General features: G+C 49.7%; 15 protein-coding genes. 4 read left to right on the top strand and 11 right to left on the bottom strand.

Translation table 11 applies throughout. The features are described 5' to 3' along the window. Nucleotides 1-25: 25 nt before the first annotated feature. From LEUMU_RS0119240 to LEUMU_RS0119225, 4 genes are all read right to left on the bottom strand, one after another. On the bottom strand, nt 26-1177 hold the full coding sequence (locus tag LEUMU_RS0119240) for a M24 family metallopeptidase (protein WP_022953935.1): 1152 nt from the start codon (nt 1175-1177) through the stop codon (nt 26-28). Between the two features lie 22 nt (nt 1178-1199). After that, entirely contained in the window at nt 1200-1805 is a 606-nt protein-coding gene (locus LEUMU_RS0119235) for a DedA family protein (RefSeq protein WP_022953934.1), read from the bottom strand. A 2-nt stretch (nt 1806-1807) separates the two neighbouring features. Continuing rightward, nucleotides 1808-2161, bottom strand: a complete 354-nt coding sequence (locus LEUMU_RS0119230) for a hypothetical protein (protein ID WP_022953933.1) — start codon at nt 2159-2161, stop codon at nt 1808-1810. 95 nt (nt 2162-2256) lie between these two features. Beyond that, the gene (locus LEUMU_RS0119225) at nt 2257-3369 is read right to left on the bottom strand and encodes a diaminopropionate ammonia-lyase (protein ID WP_022953932.1); all 1113 of its coding nucleotides are present in this window, start codon (nt 3367-3369) and stop codon (nt 2257-2259) included. A 150-nt stretch (nt 3370-3519) separates the two neighbouring features. Between LEUMU_RS0119225 and LEUMU_RS0119220 the strand changes: the two genes are divergently transcribed. Next, entirely contained in the window at nt 3520-4725 is a 1206-nt protein-coding gene (locus LEUMU_RS0119220; RefSeq protein WP_022953931.1) for an NnrS family protein, read from the top strand. A 33-nt stretch (nt 4726-4758) separates the two neighbouring features. After that, the gene (locus LEUMU_RS28845; protein ID WP_157474400.1) at nt 4759-4974 is read left to right on the top strand and encodes a hypothetical protein; all 216 of its coding nucleotides are present in this window, start codon (nt 4759-4761) and stop codon (nt 4972-4974) included. A 29-nt stretch (nt 4975-5003) separates the two neighbouring features. On the opposite strand, the gene LEUMU_RS0119210 is transcribed toward LEUMU_RS28845, so the two are convergent. The 7 genes from LEUMU_RS0119210 to iolD all read right to left on the bottom strand — a co-directional run bounded on the left by LEUMU_RS0119210 (nt 5004) and on the right by iolD (nt 12380). Next, complete coding sequence (locus LEUMU_RS0119210) at nt 5004-5213, bottom strand: cold-shock protein (protein WP_026744942.1); 210 nt, start codon at nt 5211-5213, stop codon at nt 5004-5006. 252 nt (nt 5214-5465) lie between these two features. Continuing rightward, nucleotides 5466-6638 (bottom strand): Gfo/Idh/MocA family protein, encoded by a 1173-nt coding sequence (locus LEUMU_RS0119205; RefSeq protein ID WP_022953930.1) that lies wholly within the window; start codon nt 6636-6638, stop codon nt 5466-5468. An 11-nt stretch (nt 6639-6649) separates the two neighbouring features. Beyond that, nucleotides 6650-7804, bottom strand: a complete 1155-nt coding sequence (locus LEUMU_RS0119200) for a Gfo/Idh/MocA family protein (protein WP_022953929.1) — start codon at nt 7802-7804, stop codon at nt 6650-6652. A 26-nt stretch (nt 7805-7830) separates the two neighbouring features. After that, complete coding sequence (locus LEUMU_RS0119195) at nt 7831-8658, bottom strand: class II fructose-bisphosphate aldolase (RefSeq protein WP_022953928.1); 828 nt, start codon at nt 8656-8658, stop codon at nt 7831-7833. Nucleotides 8659-8666: 8 nt separating this feature from the next. Continuing rightward, on the bottom strand, nt 8667-9515 hold the full coding sequence (locus LEUMU_RS0119190) for a 5-deoxy-glucuronate isomerase (protein WP_022953927.1): 849 nt from the start codon (nt 9513-9515) through the stop codon (nt 8667-8669). Next, nucleotides 9508-10521, bottom strand: coding sequence for a 5-dehydro-2-deoxygluconokinase (iolC, locus tag LEUMU_RS0119185; protein ID WP_022953926.1), 1014 nt, complete (start codon nt 10519-10521; stop codon nt 9508-9510). Before iolC ends, LEUMU_RS0119190 begins: the two co-directional genes overlap by 8 nt. Before the next feature lie 2 nt (nt 10522-10523). After that, nucleotides 10524-12380: a 3D-(3,5/4)-trihydroxycyclohexane-1,2-dione acylhydrolase (decyclizing) gene (gene iolD / locus LEUMU_RS0119180; RefSeq protein WP_022953925.1), complete on the bottom strand. Its 1857-nt coding sequence runs from the start codon at nt 12378-12380 to the stop codon at nt 10524-10526. Nucleotides 12381-12564: 184 nt separating this feature from the next. On the opposite strand from iolD, the gene LEUMU_RS0119175 reads away from it, so the two are divergent. Together LEUMU_RS0119175 and LEUMU_RS0119170 are read left to right on the top strand one after the other, a co-directional pair. Beyond that, nucleotides 12565-13455, top strand: coding sequence for a TIM barrel protein (locus LEUMU_RS0119175; RefSeq protein WP_022953924.1), 891 nt, complete (start codon nt 12565-12567; stop codon nt 13453-13455). Then, on the top strand, nt 13391-14440 hold the full coding sequence (locus tag LEUMU_RS0119170) for a LacI family DNA-binding transcriptional regulator (RefSeq protein ID WP_211223043.1): 1050 nt from the start codon (nt 13391-13393) through the stop codon (nt 14438-14440). The genes LEUMU_RS0119175 and LEUMU_RS0119170 overlap by 65 nt, the downstream gene beginning before the upstream one ends. The last annotated feature ends 3 nt before the right edge of the window (nt 14441-14443 follow it).

Here is a 14443-nt window from a genome sequence, read left to right as displayed (position 1 = left end):
GCTTATCATATATTCAAATCGAATCTCAGATAATGGGCAACTCTGGCGCAGCGCGTCGACTCAGCATTTCAGGGCCATATTCGGTAATCAGAATATTTTCCTCATGCACCATCATTTTACCATCGCCAAGGCCCATGCTGGGCTCCAGCGTGAGCACCATATTCGGCGTGATGACCGTATGGTCGCTTGCCATATTGGATGGCCATTCGGTGAGCTGCATTCCCAGACCATGTCCCATGCGACCAACACCACCCGCACCGCCACCGGCTTGCTCAATCACACTCTGCATCGCCTGATACACTTGCGCACAGGTCGCTCCCGGCTTGGCTATGGCTAAACCCGCTTCAGTCGCTTGATACAAGGTTTGATAAGCGCGCTTGGCAATATCGGAAGCATGGCCAAAGGCAAAGTTACGATCAAAGTCGCAATAATAACCCTCGTAAGTTGAGCCGGTATCTAACATCAATATATCACCCGCTTCAATCGGCACTTGCGAGGGCGGCGAAATCACATCGCCATAGCCACCTTGGCCAGCACCGCCAACCAGATACGGCACATCATCCGCGCCCTGCTGCAACATGGCAATTTTAAAGGCGCGGAATACAGAATCCAACGGCTGGCCAATTTCAAATAAACTAGCAGCTTGATCAAAAGTATCCGACGCGATCTGGCAAATATGACGGATTTTAGCGACTTCGGCAGGTGACTTTTCCATGCGCAGTTCGCGAATCAGGGGCGTACAATTCATCCAGCGCATACCCGGCAATTGAGTACGTAACGATTCCAAATCATTTAATGGCATGCGAATGACAGACTCATGCCCTTTGCTTAAACCAATCACCGCCTTGCCACCCACCATTTCATTGATGGTATCGCTAAGCAGTGAAATGCCTTCATCTGCAGGCTGCGGGGATGACCAGGTGCGAATATCGCGAACCCAAGTCTTACGCATAACCACTTCGCCAATCTCAGGAATAACCGCAACCGGATAGCCACGATCAGGAATGAGCAAAAACCACGGACGGGTTGGACTGAGCCAAAACTGCGTAAAGAAGCCAGAGAAGTAACGCACCTCCGGTTCCGAGGTGAGTAGCATTAGGTCCATGCCCTGCTCGCGCATTAGAAATTGTGCTTTATCCAAGCGCTGACGAAACTCATCTTTCGAGAATCCCTGCATACTACTCCCCCTTGTTGTTTTACTAGGCTTTGACTAATTTGGCATGATTATGATGTCGCCTCAAGAAATAAATACCCACCAGTACTAATGCTAAGCCAGCCATTAAACCGCTGGAGTCACGAATGCAGCTGTTAATCGCATCCCATTGGGTGCCGAAGGCATAGCCTAAGCTGCCAAATAACAGTAACCACGTGAACTCACCGGCAAGGTCATACATTAGAAAACGACGGAAAGGATAGTATGTACTGCCTGCAATTAAGTTGGTTGGAACGGCTAATGGCGTGATCAAAAATCGCGTCAAATAAATGGCAACCCCACCTCGTTTTTGAAACGCTTCCTGAGCACTTTGCCAAGATTTTGACCGTCCAAAGTGGCGATTCACCCAGTTACGCGCATAATACCCCATACCATAGCTAATGCAGTCACCGATAATTACGCAGGCCAGACCAATCCCCATGGTGCTAAAACCATCCAGCAAACCTTGTCGAACAAATGCACCAGCCAGCAACACCATGAGCGTACCCGGTAGTGGAATGCCCATGCCACCTAACAGCAACACCAATCCTAGAATCGGTGCACCATAGTTCAGCATTCCTGTCAGCAGGAGGTCGGTTGTTTCAAATTCCATGATTAGGGTTGCTCTGGGCTGGCGTCGTCAGGATACTGATAGTCTTTAACAGCGGCCTGAATGGCGTTGCTAACGGCATCCGCATCGCCATTAAAATAATTATTTTTCAAATGGTGCAAGCTCTCGTCTTCATTATCATCACGGGGAACCTTTAGCGCTGCAAACAGATAATCTACCGGCACTTGATAGGCCTTGGCAACATACGGAATTGTCATCCAACCGTGCAAGGATACCGAACTACCAACTTCCGATTCTATATGCCGGATATGCAGAAAGGACTTAACCGCCCGCACACCGAACACTGCCGTTAGCAAAATACCAACACTGATCAGGCCAATAATAATGGTTTTTCTCATACTGTTTCTTCCATTATGCCCGCAGTCAGTAACACCGCTCGCGTCGCTATAACCATTGCTTCAAATCGACTCAAATAATCATTCATAACAAACGCTTACGCTTGTTCTGTAATGAGCGCCAACACACGACTGGACTCGGTTAAACCAATCGCCTCACGAAAGGTATCACCCGACTTACTATGATACACGGCCGCCAGACCAGCGGTTGCCGATGGCGTCGCATGAATACCTTGAGTGGTTAACCATTGCGTCGCTTCCAACGCTTCTTCATCACTGAGCGTGACAAAAAAATCAGCCTCACGAGATAGACAACCCAAAGCAATGTGTGAAGGTTCTTTACAATCCAAACGCCCCATATTTGAAACCGGCCCTTCGCTAATTACCGGCTTGCCCGCTTTCACACTATCAATAATTGCGGGCGCGGCTTCCGGCTCGACCACTACAATCACCGACTCATCCTCCCACTTACTGCGAAAATAGGCCGTTGCAGCCGCGGCAATGCCACCAACTCCGGCTTGCAGAAAAATATGGCTCGGCGCGGGGTCATCATCAAACTGAGAAACGACTTCGGCGGCAATTAGCAAATAGCCTTCCATCACCTGCGTGGGAATTTCGGTATAACCCGGCCATGAGGAATCTGATAACAGTATCCAATCCATCTGCTCAGCACGTTTCGCGGCAGCCACCATGCTTTCTTCGTAATTATTACCCGCGCGCACCACCTCCGCATCGTAACTACGTAAGCGCTCGGCGAACGACTCCGGCACGGTCTGGCTTAAATAAATGACCGCAGTTGCACCAAAGATTCGCGCACCTGCAGCGACTGACAAGCCATGGTTACCTGCACTAGCACACACATACGTACTGCCTTTCAGAATTTGTTTCAGCTGTTCCGGCTTTACCGTTGCCAGTGAAAGATCTGGCATGCTTTCAATCTTTTCGCTGGCCGCCAAAGCAATTACATAGGCAGCGCCAGTTGCTTTAAAGCTCCCCAAGCCCATGCGCTCGCGCTCATCTTTCAGAAATAAATCGGCCACGCCCAACTCGGCACCCAGCTCAGAAAGCTCTAACAACGGTGTCGACTGCGACATCGGGCAGTGCTTGAAAATGGACAAAACCTTTTCAGCATTCGTACTCACCTGCTTATCACTCATTTCAGTCGTCGGCTTGATACCAACGCCACGCAGCGGATTTTTCAGAAATTGCATACTGTATCCTTTTTCAGTGCTCACCTTCAGGCTTGACCCACGTCAGCGCTAATTTGCATGATGGGTGTATGATGCTAGCTTAGCACTGCCATCTAACGAAACACCATCAACAAACAAAGCCATTCCCTATAAATACTGCGCGGAGCCACCATGCTACAGATTGAAACACCCGTTACGGTTAAACCTTTTGCTCTCTTTAATCTCGGGTTTCGACCTTTTTTCCTACTCGCGGCTGGCTTCGGCGCGCTTTCAATGCTGCTGTGGATGGCTATTTACAGCTTCAGTCAGCCTTGGCTATCGCCGGAGTGGCCTGCTATTTTCTGGCATGCTCATGAAATGGTATTTGGCTACAGCACCGCAGTTATCGCAGGATTTTTGCTAACAGCGGTTGGCAACTGGACAAATTTACCCATGCCCAAAGGCAGGCACCTGATGCTATTGGCTGGCTTATGGCTCAGTGCGCGACTATTTCCATTTAGCGGTTTGCCCTTTGCCTTAGCGCTCAGTGCATTTACCGACTTACTGTTCATTTTGATGCTGATTACCGCCATTGCCATCCCCATTTATCAAACCAAGCAATGGACGCAGATGCCAATTGTGTTCAAATTAGCGCTTATCGCCTCCAGCAATATCCTGTTTTATGCGGCAATGCTCGGCTTTCTTCCGGCCTATGCGATTCATTGGGGTTTATACAGTGGGCTATATCTGATCATTTCTTTAATTTTAATGATGGGCCGGCGGGTGATTCCGTTCTTTATTGAGCGCGGCGTGGCCAATGCCCCGATCAAATTAACTAACCACAAATGGCTAGACTTGAGCAGCTTGTTCTTATTTCTGATCTTTGTAGTGGTTGAAGTATTTACGCAATACCGCCCTGTGAGTGAATCACTCGCGGCTATCCTCTTTCTACTACACGCTTTTCGTTTGTGGGGTTGGTACGATCATGGCATCTGGCGCAAGCCTTTGCTTTGGGTACTGTATATTGGCTATGGCTTTATGGTGCTGGGCTTTGGGCTCAATGCGCTAACCACGACTCTCAGTTTGTCTCCCTGGATTGCCGTGCACGCCTTCGCTGCTGGTGGTATCGGTCTAATTACTGCCGGAATGATGTGCCGAATTGCGCTAGGCCATACCGGACGCAATGTACAAGACCCACCAAAAGCACTGAAATTCATCTTTGTATTACTCGGGCTTGGCGCAGTGTGTCGGGTGATCTTGCCGTTATTGTTCCCCGCTACGGCTTATCATGGTCTGATTATTACAGCGCAATTGTGCTGGGCTGCAGGCTTTGGGCTGTTTTTGATTACTTATATTCCGATGCTAACTAAGCCACGAGTTGATCAACGCTTTGGCTAAGACTGCCAAATAAGACCAAGTACTAGAAGTTGGATGCTGGATGCTGGATGCTGGATGCTGGATGCTGGATGCTGGATGCTGGATGCTGGATGCTGGATGCTGGATGCTGGATGCTGGATGCTGGATGCTGGATGCTGGATGCTGATAGAGCTTGCGGTATTCCAGCAGTTTTATCACCAAATTGCAGGCAATAAAAAAGGCAAAACCGTTAAGTTTTGCCTTCTTAGTACTTTATATCAGATCAAGTAGCTACCGAAGCAGCTCACTTATAATCGGACTTATAAAGGTACGATGTTCTCAGCTTGTGGGCCTTTTTGACCTTGTGTCACTGTGAATTCAACTTTTTGGCCTTCAGCCAATGTCTTGAAGCCGTCACCAGTGATTGAACGGAAGTGAGCGAAAACGTCTGGGCCAGACTCTTGCTGAATAAAACCAAAACCTTTAGCTTCGTTGAACCACTTAACGGTTCCAGTTGTTGTATTTGACATATGTATCCTATAATTTCAATGATTTGATAAGCCTGCGAACAGACCGTTTGCTTGGAAGTGTAACTATTCTATTACTTATGAAAAACAGGACGTGGTACGAGACACAACGAAATGGTAACACAAAAAATATAACAAACTTGCTAGCTGCGGTGAACTATATACTCATCGCAGACTAAGTCAACAACTATTTTGAAATTAATTATTTAAACAGTTGGGCGAATTATAAATTTTTCACGTCCAAAACTTCACGAATCAGTCGAACTTCACCCACTTCGAGTGACTATCCGCAGATTCGACGCAACACTCCAACAAGCGCACACCCTGAGTGCCATCATCCACACTTGGATACCAGATGCCGGCCAGTGCTTCAGTGTCATCCCGGTTCGCCGCATCCATCGCCAAGGCATAGCGGTGATACAAGTTCGCCCAAGACTCAAAGAAGCCTTCGGCATGACCGCCACCAATGCGCGAACACACACCAGGGGCATCGCCATACAAATAACCCATGCCACGCTCCAGGACTTGCGCGGGCTGGCCCTGCACTTCGTAGCGCAGTTGGTTTGGCTGCTCATCCCACCATTCAATACTGGCTTTCTCACCGATCACGCGGATTTTTTGTTGATGCATGGAGCCCGCATTCACCGAACTTGCCCATAAGGTACCCACCGCACCACCTTTAAACTTCATCATCACATTGGCGTTGTCTTCCAAAGGCGAGCGGCTGGCAATAAAGCTCTGGCGCATACAGCACAACTCATCCACTTCCAATCCAGTCAGCATTTGCGCCATGTGGAAGGTATGCGTACCCAAGTCGCCCAGCACATAAGTCGGACCAGACATTTCAGGATTCATGCGCCATTTCGCGCCGGGGCTATGCTCCTCTACTGCGGTATTATGGAAGCCATGCGCGAACTGCATATTGATAATGCGAACCTCGCCTAAATCACCGCGCTTAATCATCTCGCGAGCCTGATGCAACATAGGGAATCCGGAGTAGCCATACATCACGGCAAACACGCGGTTTTTCTGCTGCGCTAGCTGCTTAAGCTGCTCTGATTCGGCAACAGTGAAGGTCAGTGGCTTTTCACAAATGACGTGTAAACCAGCTTCTAATGCGGCTTTGCTAATGGCGAAATGGGTGCCATTTGGCGTGGCAATGGAGACCGCCTGAATACCATCCTCACGCTGCGGTTCTGCCTCAAACATGGCTTGATAATTGGCATAACAACGCGCGCTATCCACGCCCAAATTGACACCAAATTCACGCCCACGTTCAACGTCCAAATCAAAGGCTCCGGCGACTAGCTGAAACAAGCCATCGCGCGCTGCACCTGCCCGATGCGCATGGCCGATTTCGCTGCCACGTCCACCACCCACCATGCCCCAACGAATGGGCGCGGCTAATCGTCTCTCTTCATTAAACATGCGTATTCTCTTTAAAGTGTTTGCCAGCTGGCATTGGTTTGATTGGAACGCACACTGGCCTCAACAAAGGCGACGCCACGTACTCCGTCTGTAATATCTGGGAAATCCTGCGCCAACGGGTCGGGCTCAACACCCAATATCCGCGCGCTAATCACATCCGCCAGATCTTGATATAAGTTGGCAAAGGCTTCGATATAGCCTTCGGGATGGCCGATTGCGACATGCGTGGCCCGGTTGGCTGCTGCCGATAATCCAGGCCCACCCCGAATCAATAGCTGTGCTGGTTGGTCCAGTGGGCGATGCCATAATTCATCCGGCTGCTCCTGAAACCACTCCAGACTTCCAAGGCTGCCATACACCCGAATTCGCAAGCCATGCACCGCACCAGCAGCGGCTTGAGTCACCACAAAACTGCCGCGCGCACCGTTTTTATAACGCGACAAAATCCCGCAATAATCATGCGCACTGCGGCCCGGTACTAAGTTCGTGATATCCGCGCTGATCTCGCTCGGCTCAAGACCTGTGACATAAGAAGCCAAATGGAAGCTGTGGGTGGCGATATCACCCATAATGAGCGATGGCCCTGCGATCTCCGGATGCATATGCCAGTTACTACCATCTTGCTCAGAAGGATTTAAGGTAGCCAAATGCCCTTGGATATATTCACTTTGCACCATGCGCAACTCGCCCAGCACGCCACTAGCCATCATGGCTCGCGCTTGGCGTACCATGGGGTAAGCGGCATAAGCGTATGCCACGCAGTATGCTCTATCGCTCTCGGCAACGCGCTTTGCCAAGTCTTCAGCTTGCGCCAAATCATTGGTGAGCGGTTTTTCACACAGCACATCAAAACCGCACTCCAGTGCTTTGCAAGACAGCTCATAATGGCTGTTATTCGGCGTCATTATGGCCAGCAGATCAATCTTTTCAGGATGACCTTTTTCAGCAGCGAATAGCGCTTCCGCCGAACCATAAGACCTTGGAATACCAAGCTCCTGCCCCATGGCCAACGAGCGCTCCGCATTGGATGACAACACGCTAGCTACTACATCATACTGCTCATGCAGTACTGCTGCGCCACGATGAATCGGGCCGATAAATGATCCAACTCCACCACCAATAACGCCCAACCGCAGCCGCCTACCTAACTTTGAAACTACCGACATGACTCCCTCCTTTCACTCAAGCCTTATTAGGCAAGTAACTGAATAATCCGCGTTGCCTCAGCCCGAATATCCGGCATGATCTTGCGCATAAAATACGAGCGATCAAACTGCTCCGGCTCTGCCAGCATCGCTTTGCGCAGGTTATTACCCACGACCATTCGCAAGGATGTTCCGACATTAAACTTGGCAATCCGCGTTTGCTTTAAGCGCACAATGTCAGCCTCCGGAATGCCGGTGGTACCATGGATCACTAATGGAATTTCAACCAGCTGTTCAATCTGTGCCAAGCGATCATATTCAATGCTGCACGTCGGCGTTTTTAATCGGTGCACATTACCCACCGCCACGGCCACCGCATCAATCCCACTTTCACTGGCATAACGCGCCGCCTGCTCTGGTTCGGTGTAAATCGACTTAATATGATCCCGCCCTTCCTCATAAGGCACCGAACCAATCTCACCTTCCAGCGAAACTCCGAAGGCTTTAGCAACAACAGATACCTGCTGCGTACGACGAATATTTTCATCCAATGGCAGCTGCGAGCCATCGAACATCACTGAACTAAAACCAAATTTCATCGCCTGATAAACAATTGACTCATCATAAGTATGATCGAGATGCACGCAGATTTTTGCTGAACTGGCCTTTGCCATTGGAACCAACATGCCAGCCAGCGACTCCACCCCTAATAAGTCGACCATGTCTTTATTAGTCGCCAATATAACAGGACGATTTAACGACTCTGCAGCATCCAAAATCGCTCGTGCATCCTCAAAGCCAAACACATTTATACAGGCTACTGCCGACTTTGAGTTAGCCGCATCGGGCAACAATTCATTCAATGTCACTAACATAGAAAAACCTACTTAAACTTGGCAATCATGTCTTTAATGCCCGGAATCGTATGCACCTGATATTCATGATGCGGGTCAAAATACTGCTTCAGCGACTTCGAACTTTCACCCACAATCACCGTAAAGTAGTACATCTCATAACCCGGCGCAGCCACGCTTGGGTGATAGCCTTTATCAATCGCAATTACGCTACCTGTTTTAACGTGATACACCGGCCCGCAATCATCTTCATGCTCATATAAGAACTGCGCGCCAAAGCCAAAGTCCGGATTAAAACGGAATTGATACACTTCCTCAAAACGCGTCTCATTCGGGTCATCGCGCTCTTCATCGTGCTTATGTGGTGGGAAACCAGACCAGCCACCTGCACCCACGGTAAATAATTCACTGACCAGTAAACGGCCTCGTAAGTCCGCATTTTTCTGACCAAGAATGTGCTTAATTTTGCGGTGCGTTTTGGTGTCATCACTGCCGTATTGCACCTGATCACTTTCCTCAGGTTTAATCTCAAATGGCGTGAGCTTTTTATCGTAACGACCACCCGCAATCAGAATATCTGCCTGATCAGAGACACAAGTTACAACCGCCTCACTGCCAACCGGCACATAAACACCCGCCGGATTACCATCCCAAACGGTTGCGCGCTGGCCAATGTTAGTGAACTGCTCACCATCAACGACGATGTCACACGTCCCGCCAGCCAGCACTACAGTCGACTCGTAATCCGCCAAGCTGTAACGGTATTCTTCGCCTTTTTTCAGGCGCACATTATTGAAATAACACAGCGGCGTGGTTTCGTCGTTCTCGCCAATAATCGCCTGATTTTGATTATCGTGTGGTGGTATATGTTTACCCATGATGTTCCTCTCTGACCGGCTGATAGCCGTAAGTCTGCATAAAATCGAATAGTTCGCTGGTGCTTGGCATGGCTTCGCTGCAACTGGCTCCGGAGACATTGATTGCCGCCGCTGCTGCGCCCATTGCCAAAGCATCATTTAAGGAATACTGATTTAATAATGCGTGTATTAAATTGCCAGCAAACGCATCGCCGGCACCGAATGGTTTTTTAGCCTCAACCGGGAAAATTGCCTGCTGCACAGAGCCTTCTTTTTGAAATGCCCGACAGCCCTTTTCGCCGTATTTGATGATCACTAATTGCGTGGTGTCTGATAGTAGTCGCGCGGCGGTTTTGTCATCGTCTTGATTACCTTTGTCGAACAGGTATTCCAGCACATCAAACTCTTCGCGGTTGCCAATCACCACATCGGCGAGTGCCGCTGCAATATTATAGTAGATGGCTGAGGCTTCCGGGCTTTCCCAGGAATAGGCGCGATAGTCGATATCTAAAACAACCTTCGTCCCGTGGCGACGCGCATGATCCATTGCCACCAACGTGGCTTCCCGCGATGGGCTGGTAGATAAGGCGGTACCGGAAACTAGCAAGACACTAGCCGAGGCAATATAAGCCTCATTAATGTGTTGTGGCTGCAAAGCTAAGTCGGCGGCATTGTTGCGATAGATCACCACTTCAGGGCAGTTTGGGCGCATTTCGGTAACCGCTAAACTGGTGCGTGTGCCGCTACTATCGACCTGAATGCCGCTAACATCAATGCCTAAACTAATTAGATAATCGCTAACGTAATCACCTAAACCATCATCCGATACACAGCTGATAAAGCCCACTTTGGAGCCTTGCTTGGCTAGTGCGGCGGCGATATTGGCAGGCGAACCACCGACAAAGCGCTCAAATCCGGAGACCTGATTGAAACTCTGGTTTGGCTCTCTGGCGTACAAATCGACCCCAGCGCGCCCTAAGCAAATCACATCTAAGGGGCGCTGTTGATTAAGCGCAAAAGTATTCATCGTTACACCCCTTTACGCTGGTGTTGACGACCTTCATCCCAGGAGGCCATGGCCGCTTGTACTGAGGGCTTTTCACTGGCTTGCGGCAGACCGACTTCCCACCAAGCATCCACGCTCGACCATTGGGTTTCATCAATATCGACGACGATAACCGCTGTTCTGTCGGCGGCTTTAGCGCGCTCAAAAGCTGCAGCGAAGTCATTTAAGTGACCGACTTTTTCAGAATGTGCACCTAAGCTTTCTGCATGTTTAGCAAAATCTACGCGTGGCAGCTCGGTTTGCTTGCGAACTGTTGTGCAGTCGCGGAGTTGGTTGTTAAAGGCATCGTTTCCGGTGTTTTTCTGCAGCTTATTAATCACAGCAAAACCGGCGTTGTCGCAAACGATCACAATCATTTTATGACCAGTCAGCACCGAGCTGTAAATATCGGAATTCATAATCAGATAGGAGCCATCACCGACTAATACGATCACATCATTATCCGGGCAAGCAATGCTCGCGCCCCAGCCTCCCGCGACTTCGTAACCCATGCAGGAGAAGCCGAACTCAACATCAAAATTGCCTCGGCTGCGCGCCAGCCAGTTCATATTTAACTCAGCAGGCAAACCACCCGCCGCAGTGACGATACGATCGTTATCGGCCGCTAATTGATTCACCTGACCAATAATTTGCGCATAGGATGGCAGCGACGTATCGGTTGCAGCAGTACGCGCCTCCACAATGCCCAACCACGCTGAACGCTCTTGGCTGGCAGTGGCTTGCCAGCTGGTATCGGTTTGGTAGTCACCCAATAGCTGAGTCAGTGGTGTAATACTGGCTTTGGCATCGGCAATGACAGGTAATGCGCGGTGTTTGTAGGCATCAAAGCGGCCGGTATTAATGCTGATTAATTGCATCGCCTCATTGCGAAACGCTGACCAAGAACCCGTTACAAAATCCTGCAAGCGGGTGCCAATAGCAATCACCACATCAGCTTGTGCAGCCAACGCATTAGCGCTATCCGAACCGGTTGGGCCAATTGGGCCGCAATTTAAAGGATGATCCCACGTTAAACAGCTGCGACCGGCAATGGTTTCAACCACAGGAATTTGGTGCTGCTCAGCAAAGGCTTGTAGCTCAGCGGTCGCATGACTGTAAAACACGCCGCCACCAGTAATAATGACGGGCTGCTTCGCCCCGCGAATAATCTCAGCAGCCGCTTCCAGATCAACCATTTCAGGCTGAGGCCGACGAATACGATGAATCTTTTCTTCAAAGAAACACTCAGGGAAATCAAAGGTATAACCTTGAACATCCTGCGGCAAACCAATAAAGGCTGGGCCACAATCAGCGGGGTCTAACATCGTAGCAATTGCTTGCGGTAGGCTTTGCAATAATTGGGCTGGCGAAGTAATCCGATCCCAGTAGCGCGTGACTGCCTTAAAAGAGTCATTCACGGTAATGGATGGGTTATGAAAATGTTCGGTTTGCTGCAATACTGGATCAGGCAAGCGCGTGCTGAAGGTATCGCCGGATAACAGTAACAGCGGTAAACGGTTGCTGTGCGCCACGCCCGCTGCCGTGACCATATTGGCTGCGCCAGGCCCGACCGAGCTGGTGGCAATTCCAATGCGCTGGCGCTTATTCGCCTTAGCATACGCAGTCGCGGCTAGTGCCATCGACTGCTCGTTTTGGCCACGCCACGTTGGGAATACATCTTGATGGTTTAATAATTGCTGCCCTAAACAAGGCACATTTCCATGCCCGAAGATTGCAAAGGCACAGCCAAATAAAGGCTCTACGGATTCCTGAGTCTGGATTTTTTGCGCAGCAAGATATTTAACCAGCGCTTCCGCAACGGTAAGGCGTACTGTTTCCATGGCTAATTCAGTTTGTTTGTAAGATGAGCTTCAACTATAAAATAATCTCAGAATGATTTGCAAACGTTTTCAATAAAATTATCAATAAATGCTTTTTATGCTTAATTTTATTGTTTTTAGCAAAATATATTGATAACGTTTTCAACTGGAGATCTTACTGAACACTACACACGAGGAATCATCAATGAAATTGCACCTATCAAATGCGCCTTGCTCATGGGGTGTGGAGTTTGCTGGCAGCCCAGCGAATCCACCGTGGCAAAAGGTGTTAGATGATATTCGGGATGCTGGTTATAGCGCCACCGAGCTTGGCCCACTCGGCTTCCTGCCTAAAGATACCAGCCAGCTGCGCGATGAATTACAACAGCGCGATTTAAGCCTGTTGGCAGGCACCCTATTTCACCACTTACACGACACTAGCAAACGCGATGAAATCTTAGCGTTTACCCGCGAGAGTTGTGAGATTCTGCAGCCGCTGGGGGCTAAATATATGGTGGTAATTGACCATGTGGTCTCGCCCAGAACAGATCAGGCCGGCCAAATTGAAACCGCTACCCGCTTAGGCAAGGATGATTGGAATGGCATGATGGAAACCATTCGCCAAGCCTCACGCATTTGCCTGGATCATGGCATTACGCCTACCCTGCACGCGCATACCGGCACCTATATCGAGTATCGCGACGAGCTAGATAAAGCCATGCAGGATTTGGATGAAAGCTTAGTGAGCTTATGCATCGACACCGGTCATTGCCAATATGCAGGCATGGACCCTGCGGAAGTGATTCGCACCTATGCCGACCGCGTTAAATATCTACATTTCAAAGATATTGATGCAGCCATTCACCATAAAACCGTGACTGAAGGCATCGACTTTTACAATGCCATCAGCCAAGGAATTTTCACACCGTTGGGTAAAGGTTGTGTCGATTTCGCCGCCGTTCGCCAAACCTTGCAGGCAATTGAGTTTGACGGCTGGGTCACGGTAGAACAAGATATGGACCCTACTCTGGATGCCGACCCATTACTCAATGCCAAAAACAGCCGTGAATTCATCGAGCAAGCCTTCTTCTCATAATGTCACTATTGTTGACGTTGCCGGACACGCCGGAGTCTCCGTTTCGGCCGTGTCCCGCGCATTTAACAGTGAAGCCAGCTGTTCGCCAGCGATGCGCAAGAAGGTACTCAAAGCCGCGACCGAGCTTGGCTATAAGCCAAACCGCTTGGCGCGTGGACTAAAATCCCGCTCTAATTTGGTCGGGATTTTAGTCACCGACTTTGAGAATCCGGCTTACTTATCCATCTTAAATGACTTCACCAGCACCTTGCAGCGCAATGGCTATCACAGCCTGCTGATCAATGTTGGCGAGGATATGGATATTCGCGAAGCTGTTGAGCTGGTTATGGAATACCATGTGGATGGCTTGATTGTGACCTCATTCTCTCTACCTGCTGAGCTGGTGAATGTCTGCCATTCACAAGGCACGCCGGTGGTGTTATTTGCGCGACGTTCGCTGAATAATGCCGTCACTGTGGTGTGTTGCGACAATGTACTGGCTGGGCGTATGGCGGCAGATAGCTTGTCAGAAGCAGGTTATAAGAAATTTGCTTTTGTCGGCGGCGTGGAAGGCTCCTCAACCAGCATCGAACGACAGCGCGGCTTTATTACGCGGCTTGTTGAGTTGGGGCACCAACATTGGCAAGTGATAGATGCCGGGCGCTACAGCTATGATGCTGGCTTTGATGCAACCTGCCGTTTATTTGGCCGTAGTGATCCACCAGATGCGCTGTTTTTTGCGGATGATATTTTAGCCTGTGGTGGGATGGATGCGGTGCGCTATGAGCTTGGCCTCGCCATTCCTAGCCAAGTGGGTGTGATTGGCATGGATGACATGGGCTTGGCGGGCACTCGGGCCTATCAACTGAGTACCGTGCGGCAGCCATTTGGTGAAATGGTACAGGAGTCGGTGAGTGCTTTATTGCGGCATATGAATGATGCCAGTTTGGAAGCTCAGGAAGTGGTATTGCCTTGTGAATTGGTGACACGTGGATCGGTTAAGTAATCC

It is taken from the genome of Leucothrix mucor DSM 2157, from assembly GCF_000419525.1.
Taxonomy (GTDB): domain Bacteria; phylum Pseudomonadota; class Gammaproteobacteria; order Thiotrichales; family Thiotrichaceae; genus Leucothrix; species Leucothrix mucor.
This window is presented reverse-complemented; position numbering and strand designations above follow the sequence as displayed.

Bases quoted from the DNA above. Each gene is read 5' to 3' on its own strand.
- LEUMU_RS0119220 (WP_022953931.1), top strand. From the start codon at position 3,520: ATGCTACAGATTGAAACACCCGTTACGGTTAAACCTTTTGCTCTCTTT.
- LEUMU_RS0119175 (WP_022953924.1), top strand. From the start codon at position 12,565: ATGAAATTGCACCTATCAAATGCGCCTTGCTCATGGGGTGTGGAGTTT.
- LEUMU_RS0119200 (WP_022953929.1), bottom strand. From the start codon at position 7,804: ATGTCGGTAGTTTCAAAGTTAGGTAGGCGGCTGCGGTTGGGCGTTATT.
- LEUMU_RS0119205 (WP_022953930.1), bottom strand. From the start codon at position 6,638: ATGTTTAATGAAGAGAGACGATTAGCCGCGCCCATTCGTTGGGGCATG.
- LEUMU_RS0119235 (WP_022953934.1), bottom strand. From the start codon at position 1,805: ATGGAATTTGAAACAACCGACCTCCTGCTGACAGGAATGCTGAACTAT.
- LEUMU_RS28845 (WP_157474400.1), top strand. From the start codon at position 4,759: ATGCTGGATGCTGGATGCTGGATGCTGGATGCTGGATGCTGGATGCTG.
- LEUMU_RS0119230 (WP_022953933.1), bottom strand. From the start codon at position 2,161: ATGAGAAAAACCATTATTATTGGCCTGATCAGTGTTGGTATTTTGCTA.
- LEUMU_RS0119195 (WP_022953928.1), bottom strand. From the start codon at position 8,658: ATGTTAGTGACATTGAATGAATTGTTGCCCGATGCGGCTAACTCAAAG.
- iolD (WP_022953925.1), bottom strand. From the start codon at position 12,380: ATGGAAACAGTACGCCTTACCGTTGCGGAAGCGCTGGTTAAATATCTT.
- LEUMU_RS0119170 (WP_211223043.1), top strand. From the start codon at position 13,391: ATGCCGACCCATTACTCAATGCCAAAAACAGCCGTGAATTCATCGAGC.
- LEUMU_RS0119210 (WP_026744942.1), bottom strand. From the start codon at position 5,213: ATGTCAAATACAACAACTGGAACCGTTAAGTGGTTCAACGAAGCTAAA.
- LEUMU_RS0119240 (WP_022953935.1), bottom strand. From the start codon at position 1,177: ATGCAGGGATTCTCGAAAGATGAGTTTCGTCAGCGCTTGGATAAAGCA.
- iolC (WP_022953926.1), bottom strand. From the start codon at position 10,521: ATGAATACTTTTGCGCTTAATCAACAGCGCCCCTTAGATGTGATTTGC.
- LEUMU_RS0119225 (WP_022953932.1), bottom strand. From the start codon at position 3,369: ATGCAATTTCTGAAAAATCCGCTGCGTGGCGTTGGTATCAAGCCGACG.
- LEUMU_RS0119190 (WP_022953927.1), bottom strand. From the start codon at position 9,515: ATGGGTAAACATATACCACCACACGATAATCAAAATCAGGCGATTATT.